This window comes from Agrobacterium sp. 33MFTa1.1, assembly GCF_004328495.1.
GTDB lineage: Bacteria > Pseudomonadota > Alphaproteobacteria > Rhizobiales > Rhizobiaceae > Agrobacterium > Agrobacterium pusense.
In genome coordinates this window covers 451,062-471,330 of the sequence record NZ_CP036358.1, presented here as the reverse complement: position 1 = coordinate 471,330, position 20,269 = coordinate 451,062, and the positions used below count along the sequence as shown (strand labels likewise).

The 20,269-nt window shown below is 61.1% G+C and carries 16 protein-coding genes, 2 tRNA genes and 1 pseudogene; 10 read left to right on the top strand and 9 right to left on the bottom strand.

Going from position 1 to position 20,269, the window contains the following annotated elements:
• Positions 1-384: 384 nt before the first annotated feature.
• Positions 385-461, bottom strand: a tRNA-Pro gene (locus EYD00_RS02320).
• Positions 462-725: 264 nt separating this feature from the next.
• Here EYD00_RS02320 and EYD00_RS02315 point away from each other — a divergent pair.
• The 4 genes and pseudogenes from EYD00_RS02315 to EYD00_RS26415 all read left to right on the top strand — a co-directional run bounded on the left by EYD00_RS02315 (position 726) and on the right by EYD00_RS26415 (position 3,968).
• A complete protein-coding gene (locus EYD00_RS02315; protein WP_004440437.1) occupies positions 726-1,148 on the top strand; it encodes a hypothetical protein in 423 nt (140 codons plus the stop codon).
• A gap of 380 nt (positions 1,149-1,528) precedes the next feature.
• Positions 1,529-3,262: a malate dehydrogenase (quinone) gene (gene mqo / locus EYD00_RS02310; protein WP_034495922.1), complete on the top strand. Its 1,734-nt coding sequence runs from the start codon at positions 1,529-1,531 to the stop codon at positions 3,260-3,262.
• Between the two features lie 142 nt (positions 3,263-3,404).
• A complete protein-coding gene (locus EYD00_RS02305) occupies positions 3,405-3,686 on the top strand; it encodes a type II toxin-antitoxin system ParD family antitoxin (protein ID WP_004440433.1) in 282 nt (93 codons plus the stop codon).
• Positions 3,676-3,968 (top strand): annotated as a pseudogene (locus EYD00_RS26415) (type II toxin-antitoxin system RelE/ParE family toxin). Before EYD00_RS02305 ends, EYD00_RS26415 begins: the two are co-directional and overlap by 11 nt.
• A 12-nt stretch (positions 3,969-3,980) precedes the next feature.
• Here EYD00_RS26415 and EYD00_RS02295 read toward each other — a convergent pair.
• A tRNA-Gln gene (locus EYD00_RS02295) sits at positions 3,981-4,055 on the bottom strand.
• Between the two features lie 203 nt (positions 4,056-4,258).
• Between EYD00_RS02295 and EYD00_RS02290 the strand changes: the two genes are divergently transcribed.
• A complete protein-coding gene (locus tag EYD00_RS02290; RefSeq protein WP_004440431.1) occupies positions 4,259-5,167 on the top strand; it encodes an MBL fold metallo-hydrolase in 909 nt (302 codons plus the stop codon).
• Positions 5,168-5,422: 255 nt separating this feature from the next.
• Here EYD00_RS02290 and EYD00_RS02285 read toward each other — a convergent pair whose 3' ends face one another.
• Positions 5,423-6,343 (bottom strand): DUF1499 domain-containing protein, encoded by a 921-nt coding sequence (locus EYD00_RS02285; RefSeq protein WP_004440428.1) that lies wholly within the window; start codon positions 6,341-6,343, stop codon positions 5,423-5,425.
• 579 nt (positions 6,344-6,922) lie between these two features.
• Between EYD00_RS02285 and EYD00_RS02275 the strand changes: the two genes are divergently transcribed.
• From EYD00_RS02275 to EYD00_RS02265, 3 genes are all read left to right on the top strand, one after another.
• Positions 6,923-8,287 carry a dicarboxylate/amino acid:cation symporter gene (locus EYD00_RS02275; RefSeq protein ID WP_034495924.1) on the top strand — a complete coding sequence of 455 codons (1,365 nt, stop codon included), beginning with the start codon at positions 6,923-6,925 and terminating at the stop codon, positions 8,285-8,287.
• Positions 8,288-8,435: 148 nt separating this feature from the next.
• The gene (locus tag EYD00_RS02270; RefSeq protein WP_034495926.1) at positions 8,436-8,834 is read left to right on the top strand and encodes a hypothetical protein; all 399 of its coding nucleotides are present in this window, start codon (positions 8,436-8,438) and stop codon (positions 8,832-8,834) included.
• Positions 8,835-8,965: 131 nt separating this feature from the next.
• A complete protein-coding gene (locus tag EYD00_RS02265; RefSeq protein WP_004440421.1) occupies positions 8,966-9,238 on the top strand; it encodes a hypothetical protein in 273 nt (90 codons plus the stop codon).
• Here the strand turns inward: EYD00_RS02265 and ppdK are convergent.
• Complete coding sequence (ppdK, locus tag EYD00_RS02260; protein WP_004440419.1) at positions 9,216-11,942, bottom strand: pyruvate, phosphate dikinase; 2,727 nt, start codon at positions 11,940-11,942, stop codon at positions 9,216-9,218. The genes EYD00_RS02265 and ppdK overlap by 23 nt on opposite strands.
• Positions 11,943-12,170: 228 nt before the next feature.
• Between ppdK and EYD00_RS02255 the strand changes: the two genes are divergently transcribed.
• On the top strand, positions 12,171-13,145 hold the full coding sequence (locus EYD00_RS02255) for a VOC family protein (RefSeq protein WP_004440418.1): 975 nt from the start codon (positions 12,171-12,173) through the stop codon (positions 13,143-13,145).
• Positions 13,146-13,634: 489 nt separating this feature from the next.
• Here EYD00_RS02255 and EYD00_RS02250 read toward each other — a convergent pair whose 3' ends face one another.
• From EYD00_RS02250 to EYD00_RS25820, 5 genes are all read right to left on the bottom strand, one after another.
• Positions 13,635-17,102: a chromosome segregation SMC family protein gene (locus tag EYD00_RS02250; protein ID WP_004440417.1), complete on the bottom strand. Its 3,468-nt coding sequence runs from the start codon at positions 17,100-17,102 to the stop codon at positions 13,635-13,637.
• Positions 17,103-17,186: 84 nt separating this feature from the next.
• Positions 17,187-17,867, bottom strand: coding sequence for a DsbA family protein (locus EYD00_RS02245; RefSeq protein WP_004440414.1), 681 nt, complete (start codon positions 17,865-17,867; stop codon positions 17,187-17,189).
• 128 nt (positions 17,868-17,995) lie between these two features.
• A complete protein-coding gene (locus tag EYD00_RS02240) occupies positions 17,996-18,517 on the bottom strand; it encodes a DUF721 domain-containing protein (RefSeq protein WP_004440412.1) in 522 nt (173 codons plus the stop codon).
• A 27-nt stretch (positions 18,518-18,544) separates the two neighbouring features.
• Positions 18,545-19,009, bottom strand: coding sequence for a hypothetical protein (locus tag EYD00_RS02235; protein ID WP_034495929.1), 465 nt, complete (start codon positions 19,007-19,009; stop codon positions 18,545-18,547).
• Entirely contained in the window at positions 18,987-19,223 is a 237-nt protein-coding gene (locus EYD00_RS25820) for a hypothetical protein (protein ID WP_162484560.1), read from the bottom strand. Before EYD00_RS25820 ends, EYD00_RS02235 begins: the two co-directional genes overlap by 23 nt.
• Here EYD00_RS25820 and mutY point away from each other — a divergent pair.
• Positions 19,136-20,245, top strand: coding sequence for an A/G-specific adenine glycosylase (gene mutY, locus EYD00_RS02230; RefSeq protein ID WP_051674145.1), 1,110 nt, complete (start codon positions 19,136-19,138; stop codon positions 20,243-20,245). The two genes, EYD00_RS25820 and mutY, sit on opposite strands and share 88 nt — an antisense overlap.
• Positions 20,246-20,269 lie beyond the last annotated feature (24 nt).

Sequence of the window (20,269 nt, the reverse complement as noted above, 5' to 3'; positions counted from 1 at the left end):
GCGGGCCTCTTTTTTGATCGCGATAAGTTGATGACGGCGATGGCCCTGAAACTCGGGGCTCGCGACTGTCACGGGTAACTTCTTGGATTGTGGACCTGAATTGACACTTCTAAGACGGTCCGTGTCGCGCGTCCCCTGAAACAGGCCGCGACATTGGGGCCTGGCGCTTGGCGGAGCGACGGGCCTCTTTTATTCGCGCATACGGAAAAGTGGAAGCGCAGGAAGTTGCGACAACCTACCCAACTGGGCTCCGAGGCATGGGCGACGAATGCATTCAAACCGGCTCTGATGCGACCGGTCCGGTTGATGTATGACGATTTGATATGGAGGTTTTCAGCAAGTATCGGGATTTTTTGCAAGCCGCTGATTTATCGGGCTTCTAGCTGGTCGGAGTGAGAGGATTCGAACCTCCGACCCCCACGTCCCGAACGTGGTGCGCTACCAGACTGCGCTACACTCCGTGACCAGCGGCGCTTCTATAGACCAGCCTCCGGCATTCGACAAGCGGCTTATTGCATTTTTTATGACAAGTTTTCCCCACCTGCTGAAACAGCCCCGGCAGGCACCGGCGGCACCGGGCGGAAGGCTTCAAAACGTTACAAAAAAGCAATTGTGGCAGGAAATTTTCATCGGGCCGCACAGCTCCCCTGCCCGCCGCCGCCAAATCTGCTAGGGGAACGGAATGACCGGCGGGATGCCGGACACGGCACAAAGGACATTTCACCATGCTATTTCGCAGCGTAACGCTTGCAGCGTTTGCCATTGCGCTCTCGGCCTGCACCACTTCCACCGATGGCTCCACGCCCTCCTTCACCCAGAAGAGCCCGGTTGAGACCCGTTGGGTCGGCCAGTCCGCAGGTATTTTCTTCGCCAAATTCGGCCCGCCGCTGAGCGACACCGAAAGCGGCAGTTCCACCGTCTACAACTGGCGCGGCGGCTACAAGAAGGCGACGATTCCGGCGAAGTTCGAAGAAGCCAAGGATGGCAAAAAAGGCCGGCAGATTTCGCCCGCCCGCACCGCCTCCCTTTCCTGCACGGTGCAGCTGGTCGTCTCCAGCGATTACAAGATCACCGCCGTCCGCACGATCTCCGATCGCCCGGGCGTCAACGGTCCGAGCTACTGCGCGGAATTCCTCGCCGCCAACTGATCGTCAGCCACAAGCCAAAATGCGCGAAGGCCTGCCCGAACCGGTGGGCCTTTTCACTTTTTCGGGATTTCCGTCATTATTCTGAAAAAAATTGTGCCTGAAGCGGCACCTTGCGGATCGTAACTCAGTGGAAAGGGTGCTGGCGCTGCGTTTTTGGCAAAATCCCGCCAGGGAACGCTTTCAACCGTTTGAAAGCCGCGACTTATCTTAACAATCATCAAAACGATAATCGGCAAAACCGTGAAATCGGCCGTCCGCCACGGCAAAATCCGCACAAAACCGCTTGAACTGGAGTGGATGAGTCCGGGTTGTGCCGGTTTGCGCTTTGCTATAACGGGGCGATCGGGAGGAGTGTTTTTAACACAAAACAAGAATCAGGTATGGCCGTGACTCCCATCGATCAAGACAAATCCCAGCTCACTGATCTCTCCGAGGAAACTTCCCTCTCCCACGCATTGCCGATGAACCGCAGACAGGTTCTTGGTGGTGCTCTCGCCGGACTTGCCGCAGCAGCGCTGCCCTCTTCCGCGCTTCTCGCCAATACGACTGCCAAGAAGGTCGACGTGCTTCTCATCGGTGGCGGCATCATGAGCGCGACGCTCGGTGTGTGGCTGCGCGAGCTGGAGCCCACCTGGTCGATGCAGATGCTGGAGCGGCTGGACGGCGTGGCGCTTGAAAGCTCCAACGGCTGGAACAATGCCGGCACCGGCCATTCCGCGCTTGCCGAGCTGAACTACACGCCTGAAGACGACAAGGGCAACATCAAGATCAGCCAGGCGATCAACATCAACGAATCCTTCCAGATTTCCCGGCAGTTCTGGGCATGGCAGGTGCGCAACGGCGTTTTGAAGAACCCGCGCTCCTTCATCAACCACACGCCGCATATGAGCTTCGTCTGGGGTGACGAGAACGTCGCCTATCTGGAAAAGCGCTATCAGGCGCTGAAGGCGAGCCCGCTTTTCGCGGGCATGGAGTTCTCCACCGATCCCGAGCAGATCAAGAAGTGGGTGCCGCTGATGATGGAAGGCCGCGATCCTTCCCAGAAGATCGGCGCAACCTGGTCGCCGCTCGGCACCGACATGGAATTTGGCGAAATCACCCGCCAATTCGTCTCGCATCTGCAGAGCGACCAGAATTTCGACCTGCAGGTCAATAGCGAGGTTTCCGACATCCAGCGCAACGCCGATGGCAGCTGGCGCGTGACCTATACCAACACCAAGACCGATGCCGAACAGGTGGTGGATGCGAAATTCGTGTTCATCGGCGCCGGCGGCGGCGCGCTGCATCTGCTGCAGATGTCCGGCATTCCGGAAGCGGATGATTATGCCGGTTTCCCTGTCGGCGGCTCGTTCCTCATCAACGAGAACCCCGATGTGACGATGCAGCATCTGGCCAAGGCCTATGGCAAGGCCTCGGTGGGCTCGCCGCCCATGTCGGTGCCGCACCTCGATACCCGGGTGCTGGGCGGCAAACGCGTCATCCTCTTCGGACCTTTCGCCACCTTCTCGACCAAGTTCCTGAAGGAAGGCTCCTATTTCGATCTCGTCTCCTCCGTAACAACCAGCAATGCCTGGCCGATGGTGCGCGTCGGCATCGATGAATATCCGCTGGTCGAATATCTCGCCGGCCAGCTGATGATGTCGGATGACGACCGCTTTGCTGCGCTGAAGGAATATTTCCCGAATGCCAAGCAGGGCGAATGGCGTCTCTGGCAGGCAGGCCAGCGCGTGCAGATCATCAAGCGCGACGAGGAAAAAGGCGGCGTGCTGCGGCTCGGAACCGAAGTCGTCTCCGCTGGGGACGGCAGCATCGCCGGCCTGCTCGGCGCTTCGCCGGGCGCTTCCACCGCTGCGCCGATCATGCTCAGCGTTCTGGAAAAGGTCTTCAAGGACAAGGTGGCAACGCCGGAATGGCAGGCAAAGCTGCGCCAGATCGTGCCGAGCTACGGCACCAAGCTCAATGACGACCCGGAAAAGGTACGTGAGGAATGGGCCTACACCGCCGAGCACCTGCAGCTGCCGACCCCGCCGCAGATCGATCTTGAGGCCCTGAAGGGCGCCGGTGCGGCGCCTGCGGGTGCACCCGTGAAGAAGGTGCCTGATATCGCGCTTTAAAGTTTAGGTGCGATTTAGGATTGGACGCCGCGTGTCTCTGGATGCGCGGCGTTTTTTGTTGATCTAATTCTTGATACTGAAATATCTCGTCGGCCAATCCTCTTGGTGGTAATAGTTGCTACCAATTCGATGGAGAGCTTAGATGGCCAATGTTGAAAAGATCAGCGTCTCGATGACTCCCCAGCACGCCGAAATCTTGCGTGACGCCGTGGAAAGCGGTGCTTATGCCAGCAGCAGCGAAGTCATCCGTGAAGCGATACGAGACTGGTCGGCAAAATGGGTTCAGCGACGCGACGACATTGCCAAGCTGCGCGCATTATGGACCGAAGGCAAAGCCAGTGGCAATTCAACCGAAGTGGATTTCGACGAGGCGCTCAATGAAGCGCGTGCAGAACTGGCCTCGTTGAAAAATCGTGACCATTAAACTTGTCTGGTCGCCCCGCGCGCGCAGCGATGTGAAGAAAAATCTATATCGATATCGGCAAATCACAGCGCCTTGCCGTTCCGCGCCAAAGCGGAGCGCTTGGTCGACCATCCTCACCTCGGCGAGCGCCGCCCGGAAATTTTCCCATCCGCCCGCATGCTGGTTGAAGCGCCTTACATCATTCTCTACGAAACCGTGCCGGATACCGATGGCGGCGAAATATATTCCGTGGAAATCGTTCGCGTGATCGACGGTCGCCGGAACCTGCGAACGTTGTTCTGACTTGGGGATAGATGGCTGGGGCGCCAGGATTCGAACCTGGGAATGCCGGTACCAAAAACCGGTGCCTTACCGCTTGGCGACGCCCCAACAGGGCAGCGAAAGCGAAACGCCGCTGCCTGAACCGCGCCTGATTAGCAAAGCCTGCCCGGCGCGGCAATGACCCGGCGACCAATTTTTTCACAAAATTCAAGCTTTTTGGGTGCCGTGTCGAAGTTCGCATGTTAGGGCTTGGCCGTGACGCGGATGAGGCCGCGGCGCAAGCATGCATAGCATTTTTTCAGGAGGTCTCGATGGCGGACCCGGCATTCGATCTCGATTTCCAGCCGGCCTATGGCGAGGCGGTTCCCGTCGCCCCGCTCATCCAGCGCATCACCGTCAACAATCCTTCCGCCTTCACCTTCCATGGCACCAATTCCTATATTGTCGGCGACCGTTCCGTCGCCGTCATCGATCCCGGCCCGGAGGACGAGGCGCATTTTCGGGCGCTGATGGCCGCGCTCGAAGGGCGCGAAGTCACGCACATCTTCGTCAGCCACACCCATCGCGATCATTCGCCGCTTGCCCGCAGGCTGGCGCAGGCGACCGGGGCGCTGACGGTGGCTGAAGGCCCTCACCGCGCCGCCCGGCCGCTGCATGTGGGCGAGACCAATCCCTTTGCCGAAAGTTCCGATACGGCTTTCGCGCCCGACATTGCGCTGGGCGACGGGCAGAGCCTTTCCGGCGACGGCTGGACATTGACGGCGCTGCATACGCCGGGCCACACCGCCAACCACGCCGCCTTTGCGCTTGAGGGCAGCGGCATCGTCTTTTCGGCCGATCACGTCATGGCCTGGGCCACCACGATCGTCGCGCCGCCTGATGGGGCGATGAGCGACTACATGGCTTCACTGGAGCGGTTGCTCACCCGCGACGACCGGTTGTTCCTGCCCGGCCACGGCGGCCCGGTCACCGATCCCGCAGCCTTCATGCGGGGCTTGCGCGCCCACCGCCGCATGCGGGAAAAGGCGGTGTTGAAGCGGATCAGGGACGGCGACAGGCTGATCGCCGATATGGTGAAGGTGATCTATGCCAGCACCGACAAGCGTCTGCATGGGGCGGCGGCACTTTCCGTGCTGGCGCATATCGAGGATCTGATCGAGAAGGGCGAAGTTCGGACGGATGGCGCGCCTTCGCTCACGGGTGAATATTTCCCGGCGTGACGGGGTTTTAACTAGCCAGCTCTCAAGGTGCTTTCGTGATTGCCGCCCCTTCTGTGGGGAGCGAGCGGGTGCCACCTGTTTCTTCTCCCCGCCGGGGAGAAGTCCGCGGCAGCGGGATGAGGGGGCAAGCTCTCCGAAAATCTCCGCCGTTGCCCCCTCATCCGGCCCTTCGGGCCACCTCCTCCCCGGCGGGGAGAAGAAACGAGCGGCGACGTCGCGATCCATTCGGCCAACGTGTAGCTTTGCCTTCCGGCCTCAATTATCGTTCAGCCCCTGCATCTCCGCATCCAGCGCATCGAGATAGGCCTCGGCAATCGCCGCACCCATGCCAAGATCGTGCGGGCCGTAGCGGGAGGCGACGCGGACATCGACGATGGTAGTTTCCGCCTCTTCCTTCAGGCGAATGAGGATATCGAAGCGCAGGCCCCAGATGCGGGTGCGGGTTTCACCCTGCATCAGCACCACGCCGCTGCCGTTGAAGAAGGTGGGCAAAGGCGCGTCGGTCGGGCGGGCCATGGGCACGGGCACGATGGAGGGCAGGTCTTCCACCGGCGCATCGTCGGCGGGCTGCTGCCTGTCCTGTGCTGGCACCCCGACGGCAGGGGCATCCTCCGCCCCGATCACACCCTTCGTATGGGTAATGCGGATGTTCTGGGAGGCGGCCATTTTTTTGGCGGCGGCGTAGATGCGGTCTATCGCGCCTTCATAACGGCGCCCGGCAAGGCTGGCATAGGCCTCCATCTGCGCATCGCGATCAGCCTTGGTAATGGTCGCGGGCCGCACCAGCCATTGCTGGTTGGCGGCCGGTGTCGCCAGCCACTCCGGCACATCGCTCAGGTCAGTGGAGATGTCGTAAATCTTCGGCTGCTGCCAATAAAGAAAGGCGCCGTAGCCGACAACGCCGAGTGGCAAGGCCGAGAGAAGCAGCGCCGCCAGCGCCGAAAGGCCGCCGCGTGCGCCTCTGGTCCACAGCCGCTCAAGGCCGATCAGCGCCAGAAGCACGGCAAGAAAAGCGATGCCTGCGGCAATGAGGAGCAGCCCGACAAGATCAGGCGTCGTCAGCGGCCCGAAGCGGTGGATGCCGGCGGCGATGAGAAAAAGCGCCAGTGCCGCCAGGCCCAGATAGCGGGAAAGATAGGCTGCAACCGAAAAAGGCCGGACGAAACGCACAGTCATGGAAGCGGATATCCGTTAGATCGCATTGGCTAAGAGGCGTTGCACCCGGGTTCTGGCAGGGAATCACCTGCATATGATGTCATAGACCGGAATTGCGGCGAGGAAAACAAAGGAGGGGGCGATCTGCGGGTAAAGCGTGCCCCCCGAAGACCTCTCTTCCGCCATTCCGGGTATGATCCACTTCTGTCCGGGTTAAATTTCCGGACAGGTCGCAGTTTCCTTGAGGTCGGTGATTAAGGGTGAAGACTCGCTCAACGTCATGCTCGGCTCTGTGCAGAGGATCTAACTACCTCCAATAAAAATCAATATGTCGGCAGACCTCGGGACAGGCCCGAGGATGACGTCGGCGCAATTGGCATGACTTTCCCTGCGCGACGGACTGAGAGGCCAAGCCAACAAGAAGCAGGAATATTTTTCCGCATTGCCGTAGCGTCAGGGAATAATTCCCCGACAATGCAACAAATACGCACGTTCATCCCTTAATTGCTGAGGAAATCGGCGTATTCTCGGCGACCTCCCTCGAGAATGCTTGTAAAAAATGCAACATTCTCGCTTTCTTGCACAATAAAGAGACATGTCATGTCACAGGCAACGACCTCTGCCCGCCCCTCGGGGCATAAACCCTTTTATCGCAATTTTGGCTTTCAGGTTCTGATAGCCATGGTCATCGGCCTGCTGCTTGGCCTTGTTGCCCGCAATATCGGCCCCGACGCCGCCGGTGGCCCCAACTGGCTCTCGGTGACGCTGCAGACCATCGGCAGCATATTCGTCCAGCTGCTGCGCGCACTCGTGCCGCCGCTGATCTTTACCGCCATCGTCGCCTCCATCGCCAATCTCAAGAACCTCTCTAATGCGGCGAAGCTCGTCTGGCAGACGCTGCTCTGGTTCGCCATCACCGCTTTGATCGCGGTCGTCATCGGCATCGTGCTCGGTCTTGTCATCCAGCCGGGCGTCAACACGGCGATCGCCAATACGGCCGCGGCAGCACCGTCCTCCACCGGTTCTTGGCTGGACTTCCTCAAGGGTCTCGTCCCGGCCAACGTCTTCGGTCTTGAAGCATCTACCAAAATCAGCAATGGCGCGGCCAGCACCTCGCTGAATTTCAACGTCCTGCAGTTGCTGGTGGTGTCGATTGCCTTCGGTGTCGCGGCGCTGAAAGCCGGCAAGGCGGCGGAGCCGTTCCTCGCCTTCAACCAGTCGCTGCTCGCCATCGTGCGTAAAATCCTGTGGTGGGTCATCCGCCTTACCCCCATCGGCACCATCGGCCTGCTTGGCCGCGCAGTTGACCAATATGGCTGGACCACGCTGTCGCAGCTCGGCTGGTATGCAGCGGCCGTCTATATCGGTCTCGCACTGGTGCTTTTCGTCGTTTACCCGGCGCTGCTTCTCGCGCATGGCCTGAAGCCCTCGCGCTTCTTTGCGGGCGCATGGCCGGCCATCCAGCTCGCCTTTGTCTCGCGTTCCTCCATCGGCACACTGCCCGTCACCGAAACCGTGACGGAAAAGAGCCTCGGCGTGCCGCGCGAATATGCCGCCTTCTCCGTGCCGCTCGGCGCCACGACCAAGATGGACGGCTGCGCCGCAATCTATCCGGCAATCTCGGCGATCTTCATCGCGCAGTTCTTCCAGGTGCCCCTCGGCATTCAGGAATATGTGCTGATCGTCTTCGTTTCGGTGCTCGGTTCCGCCGCAACGGCCGGACTGACCGGCGCGGTGGTTATGCTCACGCTGACGCTCTCCACACTCGGACTGCCGCTCGAAGGTGTGGGCCTGCTGCTCGCAATCGACCCGATCCTGGACATGGGCCGCACCGCGGTCAACGTCGCCGGACAGGCGCTGGTGCCCACCATTGTCGCCAAGCGTGAGGGCATTCTCAACGAGGCCGTTTATAACAACGCCAAGGACATCGACGCACTCGATGACCGTGAAGTGGCGACGGCCTGACAGCAATAGTCGCGGGGCGTTTCCGATAAAAAGGAGACGCCCTGCGTTGGCCGCTTCCTTTGCCCCATTAAAGTTAGGGGTTGACGGAGATGGCTTCATCGATAGCCATAACGACACGGACAAAGCGCAGCTTCAGCGGAACGTATGCATGGTGAAACGTAACTGGATCTATGTCGGCCTGCTCGTCTTTGTCTCAGTCGGGCTGCTTATCGACGCGGCCATCTGGCCCGCCGGATCGCCCAGTTCCTTTACCGCAAACGATCTGGTGCAGATGATCGGCATCATCACCCTGTTTGCGTGGTGGCAGATAGAGGATGCCGAAAAGCGGGGTTCCCGACGCAGCTCTGCCGTAAAATTCGCGACTATTCTGCTCGCGCCTGTGGGCCTTGCCATTTATCTCTATCAGACCCGCCGCTGGACACGCGCCACCCTCGGCCTGATCGCATTCATGGGCGGTCTTCTTCTCGCCGGCATCCTCACGCTTCTGTTGAGTGACTGGCTCATTCAGCAGGGCTTTTTCCCGCCCTCCTTCCTGTCCAGATATTAAGCACAGCGGAGGTGCCTGCGGCGGCCTATCGACGCAACTTTCCACCTTGCCGCGGCTTTTCCCCGTCTTAAAACAGGCGTATCAATCTCGGCAATAAGTGCCGTACGGCTGTCATATCAGGGAGAAACAAAATGCGCTTTTCCATCGTCTTCGGTGCGCTTGCCGCCATGCTGGCGCTCACCGCATGCCAGACGCTGACACCGGAAGAGCGCCGGGCTCGGGATGAGGCGACATGCCGGGGTTACGGTTTCCGCCCCGGCACTGACCCGATGGCCGGTTGCCTTCTCGATCTGGAAATGGACCGCCGTGCGGACAACCGTGCCTGGCAGGCGCAGATGAACCGCGACATGTTCTACCGTCCCGTGGTGGTGGAGCGGCGCATCATCGTCCAACAGAACCCCTGACGGGGATAAAGGCGACATTGCTTGCGACCTGCCCTTCTTCCGCCCGCGCGGCAAGCGTCGCCTGCGCGGCGGCTAGGCGGGCGATGGGCACGCGAAAAGGCGAGCACGAGACGTAATCAAGATCGGCATTTTCGCAGAAATGGATCGAGGCCGGGTCTCCGCCATGTTCGCCGCAGATACCGAGCTTCAGTTCTGGCCGCGTCTGGCGGCCGCGTTCGGCGGCGATGCGGATCAATTCACCCACGCCATCGAAATCGAGCGAAATGAACGGGTCGCGTTCGATGATGCCCTTACGCTGATAGGTATTGATGAAGCGCGCCGCATCGTCGCGGGAAATGCCGAAGGTCGTCTGCGTCAAATCGTTGGTGCCGAAGGAGAAGAATTCGGCCGCTTCGGCAATGACATGGGCGCGCAGGGCCGCACGCGGCAGCTCGATCATGGTTCCCGTGAGATATTCGATCTCCATGCCGGTTTCTTTCGCCACCGCAGCGGCGACGCCATCGATGACCGCAGTCACGTAATCCAGTTCCGAACGCAGGCCGACCAGCGGCACCATGATCTCAGGCACGACGGGCGCGCCGGTAATGCGCGCCGCCGCAACGGCCGCTTCGAAAATGGCGCGGGCCTGCATTTCGGCGATTTCCGGGTAGGAGATGGCGAGACGGCAGCCGCGATGGCCGAGCATGGGGTTGAACTCGTGCAACGCATCAAGCCGCTGGCGGAACACCGTCTGCGGCATGCCCATGGCGGCGGCAACCTCGACGATTTCACCATCCGTCTTCGGCAGGAATTCGTGCAGTGGCGGGTCGAGCAGGCGGATCGTCACCGGCAGGCCGTGCATGATCTGGAAAAGTTCGGTGAAATCCGAGCGCTGCATCGGCAGAAGCTCATCGAGCGCCGCCCGCCTGCCCTTTTCGCTTTCGGCCAGGATCATCTCGCGCATGACATGGATGCGGTCGCCCTCGAAGAACATGTGTTCGGTACGGCAGAGGCCAATGCCCTCAGCGCCAAAGGCGCGCGCGGCGCGGGCGTCGGCGGGCGTGTCCGCATTGGTGCGCACGGTCATCCGGCGCAGCTTGTCCGCCCATTCCATCAGCTTGCCGAAATCGCCCGAGAGTTCCGGCTGCGTCATCGGCACTTCGCCTTTCAGCACCCGGCCGGAGGAGCCGTCAATGGTAATGACATCCCCCCGCTTCAGCATGCAGCCGACGCCGATCAGCACCCTGTTGCGCATATCGACGCGCATGGAGCCGGCGCCGGTGACACAGGGAATGCCCATGCCCCGCGCCACCACGGCGGCGTGGCTGGTCATGCCGCCGCGCGTCGTCAGAATGCCTTCGGCGGCATGCATGCCGTGAATATCTTCCGGGCTGGTTTCGATGCGCACCAGAATGACGCGACGCCCCTCGGCCTCGGCGGCGACCGCCTCTTCCGCGGTAAAGACGATCTCACCCGTTGCCGCCCCCGGAGAGGCGGGCAGGCCGGAGCCGATGATGGGACGGGATGTGCCGGGATCGATGGTGGGATGCAGCAGCTGGTCGAGCGACGACGGCTCGATGCGGCAGACGGCTTCGTCCTGCGAAATCAGCCCTTCTTCCACCATATCGACCGCAATCTTCATGGCGGCACGGGTGGTGCGCTTGCCGGAGCGGGTCTGCAGCATCCAGAGCTTGCCGCGCTCGATGGTGAATTCAAGATCCTGCATGTCGCGGTAGTGGGTTTCCAGCCGCTTGCAGATCGCCAAGAATTCGGAAAAGGCTTCCGGCATCAGCTTTTCCATGGATGGCTTGTCGGAGCCGGAGGCCAAGCGTGCGGCCTCGGTGATGGATTGCGGCGTGCGGATGCCCGCCACCACGTCTTCGCCTTGCGCATTGACGAGGAATTCGCCGTAAAGCTCCGCCTCGCCTGTCGAGGGGTTGCGGGTAAAGGCGACGCCGGTTGCCGAGGACGAGCCGAGATTGCCGAAGACCATGGCCTGAACGTTAACGGCCGTGCCCCAGTCGCCGGGAATATTGTGCAGGTGCCGATAGGTCACGGCACGGTGGTTGGTCCAGCTGGCGAACACGGCGCCAATTGCGCCCCAAAGCTGGACGTGACAATCCTGCGGGAAGGCTTCGCCGAGCTCATCTTCGATCAGCTTCTTGTAGAGCGAAACGACGTGCTGCCATTCGACCGCCGACATGTCCGTATCGTATTCATGGCCAAGCCGGCCTTTTTCATCTTCGAGGATTTCCTCGAACATTTCATGGTCGAGACCCATGACGACATCAGCATACATCTGGATGAAGCGGCGATAGCTGTCCCAGGCAAAACGCGCGTCGCCCGCATCGTGGCCCAATGCCTCGACGGTGCGGTCGTTGAGACCAAGGTTCAACACCGTATCCATCATGCCGGGCATGGAGGCGCGCGCGCCGGAACGGACGGAGATGAGCAGTGGCGACTGGCTGCCGCCGAAGGTCTTGCCGGTCACGATTTCCATACCATGCAGGCCGGCCATGACCTGAAGCTTCAGGTCATCCGGGAGATCGCGGCCGTTCTTGTGATAAAGCGCGCAGGCGTCGGTAATGATGGTGAGGCCGGGGGGAACGGGAAGGCCGAGACTTGCCATTTCGGCAAGGTTTGCGCCCTTGCCGCCCAATATCGCAACGTCACCTGCCCGGCCTTCGGCAGCACCGTTGCCGAAGGTATAAACCCATTTTTTCATTCCACGCTCTCCACCCAGAAGCGTTGTCATTTTTCTATCATCTACAGCATTGGCGGCACGTTGGGAACGCCGCAACGCGTAGTTTACATCGCAGTGCAGCATAATTGCGGCGAATTGCGCGCCAGAATTGCCTTAAACAGGACATAACAGCAGCATTGACGCATTCGTGTAGTGCGCTGAAACGGAGTGTTACCTAAGCCATTCAAATCGCCGACAAAGAGATTATTCATGCAATTTACCCGCCGCCACACGCTTAAATTTGCCGGAATTTCCTGCGCCGCCACCGCCCTTGCCGGTGCGCTTAGAGCCGAGGGCGGAGCTTCCGCCGCCGCCGATCCCACCCTGCCCTTTGCGCTGACGACGCCGATGCATATCGGCAAGGCGGCGCTGCGCGTGCGCGAACTCGATCCGATGATCGATTATTACCGTTCGGTGCTGGGTATGAACGAAGTGGAACGCACGGCAAGGGGCGTGACGCTGGGTGTCGGGACCGTGCCGCTGCTCGATCTCGATCACAAGCCGGCAGCGGATTTCGAGAGCCCCACCTCTGCCGGCCTGTTCCACGTCGCCTATCTGATGCCCTCCCGCAAGGATCTGGCGCGCTGGCTGGTGCATGCGGCGCTGAAGCAGGTGCCTCTGACGGGTTTTGCCGATCACAATGTCAGCGAGGCGATCTATCTCAACGATCCCGAAGGTAACGGCATCGAGGTCTACAGCGATCGTCCCACGGACACATGGGTGTGGAGCGGCAACGTGGTTAAAATGGGCACCGAGCCTCTCGATGTCGATGATCTCGTAAAGCTGACCGATACCAAAAACAGTGATTATGACGTCGCCCCCGCGGGAATGCGCATTGGCCACATCCACCTGCGAGTTGGCGACATCGCCGCTGCCCGCGCCTTCTACGAAGAGGCCGTCGGGCTCAAACCGACACAGGATGCGCGTTCCGACGCGTCTTTTCTCTCTTCCGGTGGCTATCACCACCATCTGGCGGTGAATACCTGGAACAGCCGTGGCGCAAAGGAACGCAACGCCATGGAAACCGGCCTCGACTGGTTCTCAATCACCGTTCGCAACCCCACCGATCTCGAGGCGCAGAAAACACGGCTACGGGCCGCGGGTTATGTGCTGGTGGAGATGGAGAATAATGTCGTGGAAGCGATCGACCCCTGGGGCACAAGGTTGCGGCTTGTGCCGGGGTGAGTGATGGTGGCCTCCATGCATCATGGGCCGAGAAACTCGCACACTGCGCGATTGGCAGTTGCAGCATGCCAGTGTTTACAGTGATTGGCTGCGTCGCCTCTCTCCGTCATTCCGGCCTTGAGCCGGAATCCAGTCGACGCGGCTCTCGCGCGACGGGAAGAGTCCTTTCAGCCCAAGGACTTGGGCTGGCTGGATACCGGCTCAAGGCCGGTATGACGGAAAGAGGCTTACTCCCCTGACACAATTGCCAATGCAAACCGCCGCGCAACCCTATGAACCCGGAAAAGAAAGCCTTGCGAGGCCACGGCAGCGGCCTCGCAAGGCATTCCATCCGGTACAGGAAACCGGATGGTGGGGTCTCAGGAGAACCCTTTGGCTCTTGCGAAAGACATAGCAAACTGCCGCGCAATGTCGCTCACCCGAATGGGTGATATGGCAAGATAAATTGACATTGAGCAAAACCAGAAATTGAATCCCGGAAATGTCGCCTCAGACGGCTTCGCGCAACTGTTCGGCGGTCTGCAAATCAACAGACACCAGTTGCGACACGCCCTGCTCCGCCATGGTGACTCCAAAGAGGCGGTTCATGCGCGCCATGGTGATGGGATTGTGAGTGATGATGACGAAGCGGGTTTCGGTGGAGGCCACCATTTCATCCATCAGGTTGCAGTAGCGCTCGACATTGTGGTCGTCGAGCGGCGCGTCCACCTCGTCCAGCACGCAGATCGGCGCGGGATTGGTGAGGAAGACGGCGAATATCAGCGCCATGGCCGTCAGCGCCTGCTCGCCGCCGGAAAGCAATGTCATGGTCTGCGGCTTCTTGCCCGGTGGGCGGGCGAGGATTTCGAGACCGGCTTCCAGCGGGTCGTCGGATTCGATCAGTTGCAATTCCGCCGTGCCCCCGCCGAAGAGATGGGTGAACAGCCGCTGGAACTGCGAATTGACCACATCGAAGGCGGCAATCAGCCGTTCGCGGCCCTCGCGGTTGAGGTTCTGGATACCGGCACGCAGCTTGCGCACGGCGTCGATGATATCGTCCCGCTCCTTGATAAGCGCCTCAAGCTTGGCGGAAAGCTCGGCCTGCTCCTCCTCGGCGCGCAGATTGACGGCGCCAAGCCTTTCGCGCTCGATCTTCAGCCGGTCCAGATCGCGCTCGACATCACGGATATCGGGCTTTGGCTGGTCCGGGCCAAGGCCGGTCAGGCGAAACGCCATATGCGGCTCGGTACTCAGCGTCTCACGGATGCGATGTTCCGCCTCCTGCCGTTTCTCGCGGGCGGAAACCAGCCGCTCTTCGGCACGGCCGCGCTTTTCGCGGGCTTCGGCGAGTTCGGAAAGCGCCGTTGCCGCCAGCCGGTCGGCGGCGCGTTGCAGGTTTTCCGCCTCGGCCAGCCGGTCGGCGGCCGCGCGGCGGGCGTCTTCGGTCTTCTGCAATTCGTTGAGGAGGTTGCGGCGTTTTTCGTCAAATTCCTCGGGCGCAATGTCCAGCTCGGCGATTTCCTCGCGCGCCTCTTCCTCACGTTCGCGCAGCGTGGCGATATGGTCGGCGGCACTTGCCGCCCGCGATTGCCAGGTGGAACGCTCCTGCCCGATTGCCTGAATTCTGCGCTGGCGGCTTTCCGCCTCGCGGCTCACGCCTTCATGGCGGGCGCGTGCTTCCGCCAACAGGCCGCGATCGGTCGCGACTTCCAGCTGGCTTTCACGCAGCTTCAGATCAAGCACGGAAAGATCAGGCGCATCTTCCATCTCGATACGGGCATTTTCTTCCTGAACGGCGATCTCGTCGATCTGCGCTCCGATCTGGTTCAGTGCTTCGGAGACGATATCCCGGCGGCGCAAAAGATCGCCCGAGGCGCGTTCGGCCGATGTCAGCGCCTCGCGTGCCTCGGCAAGCTGACGGGTCGCAAGCCGGCTCCGGTCGCGCACGTCCGAAAGCCGCAATTCGCTGCTTCTGATCTCCTCGCTTTTCGCGGCAAGCTGGTCTTCGGCCTCTTCCAGAATGGAGCGGGCTTCATCCAGTTCGGTTTCGATTTCGGCGAGGCGGTTCTTCTGCGACAGGCGAAGTGCCGCAGCGCCCGGCGCATCAGCGCTGGCGACATGGCCGTCCCAGCGGAACAGCGCGCCTTCGAGCGTCACCAGCCGCTGGCCGGCCTTCAGCGACGGCAACAGCCGCCGGGCCTCCGTGACGTCTGCAACGACGCCGATCTGTGCAAGGGCACGCCTAAGCGCATCCGGCGCCTGAGCATAATCCAGAAGCGGTTTGGCACCCTGCGGTAAGGCAGGATCATCAGAACCGTCGCCATTACCGGCCCAATAGGCAGGTGCTTCGGCATCGAGCGGACTTTCGAGATCGTCGCCAAGCGCCGCGCCCAGTGCCGCCTCATAACCGCGCTCAACCGTCATTTCTTCCGCCACCGGCGTGAAGCTGCCATTCGCGGCGGCGCTTGAAGCGAGGATTTTGGTGATGGTACGCGCTTCCGTATCCAACGCGTTCAGGCGGTTTCGCGCCGTTTCCAGCGGCCCGCGCGCCATGGCTTCGGCGGAACGCGCCTCGGCAACGGCAGCCTCGGCCTCTTCCACGACGATCAGCGCATCTTCGACGGCAATCTCGGCTGCCTCAACCGCTTCGCGCCGTTCCGCGGGGTCCGGAAGGCCGGAGAGTTTTTCGTCGATGGCCTCGATCTCGGCCGTTGCTTCCTGCGATTGCCGTTCGAGCCTCAGCTTGCGGTCGGAAAGATCGCGGATCGCCCGCTCCAATTGCTGCCGGGCGGCGGCGGTTTGCGCGCGCTCAGCGGTGATGGCGGTGAAGATGGCTTCGCTTTCCGCCAGCTTGACGGACGCAGCTTCGAAGGCTTCGCGCATTTCGTCGGCATGGCGGCCGGAATCGGACAGGATTTCGAGGAGCTCGGCTTCTTCCTCATCGAGCCGCGCGAGTATCTGGGCATTGTCGGAGACCAGCCGCTCCTCGCGGATAATATCCTCGCCAAGCTGCGACAGACGGCGCGCCAGCTCGTCACGACGGCGGAGCAGGCGGTTGGCCTCGTCGTCCAGCTGGGTGCGGGCGATTTGCAGGCGTTGCAGGGCAGCGGCGACTTTCGCCTCGTCCTCGCGCAGCTCCGGCAGCTTCAGGCTGGCGATGCCCTGCTGCTTGGCCGCCTCCATCTGCGCCTGCGCCTTCTCGGCGACGATATTCGTGGCCTGATTGAGCGCGCTCTCCGCCTCGCTCTCGGCTTCCTTCGCCTCTACCCAGCGGATATGCAACAGGGTCGCCTCGCGGGCGCGGATATCGGCGGACAGCATCTTGAAACGGTTGGCTTGGCGCGCCTGCCGTTTCAGGCTTTCGATCTGGCTCTCCAGCTGGGCGGTCACATCCTCGAGCCGCTCCAGATTGGTCTCGGCGGCGCGCAGGCGAAGCTCGGCCTCATGGCGGCGCGAATGCAGGCCGGAGATGCCGGCCGCCTCTTCCAGCAGCTGGCGGCGGGCCTGCGGCTTGGCGTTGATGAGTTCGCCGATGCGCCCCTGCCCCACCATGGAGGGCGAGCGTGCGCCTGTGGAGGCATCGGCGAAAAGAAGCTGTACATCCTTGGCGCGGGCTTCCTTGCCGTTGATGCGATAGACGGAGCCGTTTTCGCGCTCGATGCGGCGCGTCACCTGAATTTCATCGGCATCGTTAAAGGCGGCAGGCGCGGTGCGGTCGGAATTGTCGAGATAAAGGCCAACTTCGGCGGTGTTTCTGGCCGGGCGGTTACCGGAACCGGAGAAGATGACGTCATCCATGCCGGAGGCGCGCATGTTCTTGTAGGAGTTCTCACCCATCACCCAGCGCAGTGCTTCGACAAGATTGGACTTGCCACAGCCATTGGGGCCGACAACGCCGGTGAGGCCCGGTTCGATGATGAATTCCGAGGGCTCGACGAAGGACTTGAAACCGACGAGGCGGAGCTTGTTAAACTTCATGCCGCCACGCTCCGGACAGAAAAACGGCAATAAAAAACGGGCGTGCGGAAATATCCGCCGCCCGTTTTCTGAAGGCTTCGGTGATCAGAGCAGCTTGTCGATGACAGCCGACATGGTTTCAACCGACATGTCTCCTGCGTATTTCTTGCCGTTGATGATGAAAGTCGGCGTGGAGTTGACGCCGAATTCCGTCGCACCGCGTTGCATGGTTGCGTTCACATCATCCAGAAGTTTCTGGTTCGTCAAGCAGGCCTCGAAAGACTCCTGTGAGAAACCGGCCATTTTCGACATTTGCAGCAGGGCGGCGCGCGCATCCTGCGCAACGGCCCAGCTCTGCTGCTGCTTGAACAGCATGGAAACGAAGGGGAAATACTGACCTTCCGGTGCGCAGCGCGCCAGCATGAAGGCGGCAGCGGCGCGCGGATCGAACGGGAATTCGCGGAGCACGAAATAGACCTTGCCGGTATCGATATACTTCTTCTTGATTTCTTCGAAGGTCTTGTTGTGGAAGTTGGCGCAGTGCGGGCAGGTCATCGACATATATTCGACGATCTTGACGGGTGCGTTGGCATCGCCGAGCGCGGCTTCCGGCAGCGGGCCGGGCTTCATTACCGCAGCCATATCCACATCGCCGGTGGATTCAGGCAATTCCTGCGCCTGGGCAATACCGGGCGTTAAAGCGAACGGCAGGGCCGTGGCGATGGCGGCAAGAGCAACGCCGCCGAGAAGGCTGCGACGGGAAATGGTCAGTTCGGGAAAATGCATGAAAGCACCTGTTGGTAATAGACTCTATTGTCCGTTGATTCCGATATAGCGACGGCCTGTTCATCACAAGCGGGGTTCTGAACTCTTCTTGTCAAAGAATTGTGACCAGTCAAGGACGGCATCTTGCATCAAATCGTCCTGCGCCCCGGCTTCTTCTGCAACACCGCCGTGCCCAGCCTCTCCACCGCCTTGCGCAGCGCCTCGCTTTCAATGCCGTCCATCATGTCATCGAGACGTTTTGCCGCATCGCCGCGCAGGGGCTGCGGTTTGCGCCGGCGGGTGATGGTTTGCGAGACGGGCTTCTGTACGATCCTGATCTGGCGCACGGCCGGGAAGCCGAAAAAGCCGTTGATGCGAGCAATGAGTTCGCCCTGCGCGTGGGTGAGAAATAGCGCGCGCGCGCCTTCGCAGGCGATCGTCAGCACGCCGGGCTGATATCCGCCACGGTCCGGGCCTTCGTCGCGGCGCGGCCAGGTGATCTTTTCGGGGCGGGTGCAATCGGCAAAATCGTCCCCGGCAATCTCGTCCCAGGAGCCGAGCAGCGCCGTGTTGATGCCGGCGCGTTTCGACAGGACCGGGTCCATGATGCCATTGGCGACTTCGGCGATCTGCACGACGCCTTTGCGGAATGAATCTGCGGGTTTCTTCATGCTCTCCTCGACAGAGGCCAAGCGGCCTCAAGCGGTCGCGCCATCGTCATCTTCTTCGCCGCGCCACAATGCGCGGAATCGTCGCCAGTCCCGGCAGGCACCCAAGCGTATCATTCCCGCCACCAAACATCCAAAGAGGAAATAGGCCACAGCCAAAAACTTCAGATGCGATATTCCCGGCTTATCCGACATAACGGCAATCACCAACATGCAGGTGAGCACGATGGAGAGGTATATCCACAGGCCATGGCAGAAAATCGCCCAGAAACCGGATTCGATAATTCGAAAGCGGCGCGAGGGCTTGCCTCTCATCTTCTCCAGTTCACGGACTTCGCCGATCAGGCAGGAAACCACAAAGGCCACGCAGTTGTGCCGCCCGAAACACAGCCGGCCAATATGGTTCAACAGGCTTCCAATCAGGCACAGGGCCAACAGAACCCCGATAACATAAAGCAGCGGTTGGGGTATATTATCCAGCAGCGCATTCAGCATGAGGCTCTTCTTCCAAAATCGGATCATGGGTTTCGATGTCGGGCATTCGTTGCCGGATGCGGTTTTCCACGTCGCCGTCGCAGGCTGCTGTTGCAGATTGCCGTGCCGTGTCTATGTTCAGCGGCGATGAACACACATACGCGGCAACACATATCACATCCGACAGCGGAACAACTTCTCGCATGGTATGACCGGCACCATCGCGAACTGCCATGGCGCACGTCTCCGGCCATGGCGGCACAGGGAAAACGCGCCGATCCCTATCACGTCTGGCTGTCGGAGGTCATGTTGCAGCAGACGACGGTGCAGGCGGTGAAACCCTATTTCCTGAAGTTTCTCGCCGCCTGGCCAAGCGTCAGCGATCTGGCCGCGGCTCCGGTCGAGGATGTCATGGCGGCCTGGGCGGGGCTCGGTTATTACGCCCGCGCCCGCAACCTTAAAAAATGCGCGGAAGCCGTGGCGCGCGACCATGGCGGGACCTTTCCGGACAGCGAAGAGGGGCTGAAGAAACTGCCCGGCATCGGCGATTATACGGCCGCGGCCGTGGCGGCCATCGCCTTTAACCAGCCGGCGGCGGTGATGGACGGCAATGTGGAGCGCGTCATCTCCCGCCTCTTCGCCATAGACGCTCCCCTGCCCGGCTCAAAGCCCGCCATGAAAGCGAAGGTGGCCGCGCTTACGCCTTCCGACCGGCCCGGCGATTTCGCCCAGGCGATGATGGACCTGGGTGCTACGATCTGTACGCCGAAACGGCCGGCATGCGCGCTCTGTCCCTTCAACGGCCACTGTCTTGCGCTTGCCCATGACGAGCCGGAGCGTTTTCCGGTCAAGGCGGCGAAGAAAGCAAAGCCGGTGCGACTAGGGGCCGCGTTCGTGGCGGTGAATGCGAGCGGCGAAATCCTGCTCCGGCGGCGCGTCGAAAGCGGGCTTCTCGGCGGCATGACTGAGGTGCCGACAACGGCATGGACCGCCCGCATGGACGGAGGCACGGAGGCGAGCCATGCGCCCTTTGCCGCCGGCTGGCAGGCGGCGGGCGTCATTACGCATGTCTTCACCCATTTCGAACTGCGGCTCACCATCTACCGCGCGCAGGTACCGGACGGTCTTAAACCCGGTCCGGATGACGAATGGTGGGAGCCGGTTACAAATCTTGACGCGCAGGCGCTGCCAACGGTGATGAAAAAAGTCGTCGCCCAAGCTATTCCATCCGCGTATCGGCCCGAAAATCGAAATTGATTTTCGACAGGCACGATGCGCAAC

Coding starts and splice junctions, on each gene's coding strand:
- EYD00_RS02315 (WP_004440437.1), top strand. CDS start 726: ATGCTATTTCGCAGCGTAACGCTTGCAGCGTTTGCCATTGCGCTCTCG.
- mqo (WP_034495922.1), top strand. CDS start 1,529: ATGGCCGTGACTCCCATCGATCAAGACAAATCCCAGCTCACTGATCTC.
- EYD00_RS02305 (WP_004440433.1), top strand. CDS start 3,405: ATGGCCAATGTTGAAAAGATCAGCGTCTCGATGACTCCCCAGCACGCC.
- EYD00_RS02290 (WP_004440431.1), top strand. CDS start 4,259: ATGGCGGACCCGGCATTCGATCTCGATTTCCAGCCGGCCTATGGCGAG.
- EYD00_RS02285 (WP_004440428.1), bottom strand. CDS start 6,343: ATGACTGTGCGTTTCGTCCGGCCTTTTTCGGTTGCAGCCTATCTTTCC.
- EYD00_RS02275 (WP_034495924.1), top strand. CDS start 6,923: ATGTCACAGGCAACGACCTCTGCCCGCCCCTCGGGGCATAAACCCTTT.
- EYD00_RS02270 (WP_034495926.1), top strand. CDS start 8,436: ATGGTGAAACGTAACTGGATCTATGTCGGCCTGCTCGTCTTTGTCTCA.
- EYD00_RS02265 (WP_004440421.1), top strand. CDS start 8,966: ATGCGCTTTTCCATCGTCTTCGGTGCGCTTGCCGCCATGCTGGCGCTC.
- ppdK (WP_004440419.1), bottom strand. CDS start 11,942: ATGAAAAAATGGGTTTATACCTTCGGCAACGGTGCTGCCGAAGGCCGG.
- EYD00_RS02255 (WP_004440418.1), top strand. CDS start 12,171: ATGCAATTTACCCGCCGCCACACGCTTAAATTTGCCGGAATTTCCTGC.
- EYD00_RS02250 (WP_004440417.1), bottom strand. CDS start 17,102: ATGAAGTTTAACAAGCTCCGCCTCGTCGGTTTCAAGTCCTTCGTCGAG.
- EYD00_RS02245 (WP_004440414.1), bottom strand. CDS start 17,867: ATGCATTTTCCCGAACTGACCATTTCCCGTCGCAGCCTTCTCGGCGGC.
- EYD00_RS02240 (WP_004440412.1), bottom strand. CDS start 18,517: ATGAAGAAACCCGCAGATTCATTCCGCAAAGGCGTCGTGCAGATCGCC.
- EYD00_RS02235 (WP_034495929.1), bottom strand. CDS start 19,009: ATGCTGAATGCGCTGCTGGATAATATACCCCAACCGCTGCTTTATGTT.
- mutY (WP_051674145.1), top strand. CDS start 19,136: ATGAACACACATACGCGGCAACACATATCACATCCGACAGCGGAACAA.
- EYD00_RS25820 (WP_162484560.1), bottom strand. CDS start 19,223: ATGGCAGTTCGCGATGGTGCCGGTCATACCATGCGAGAAGTTGTTCCG.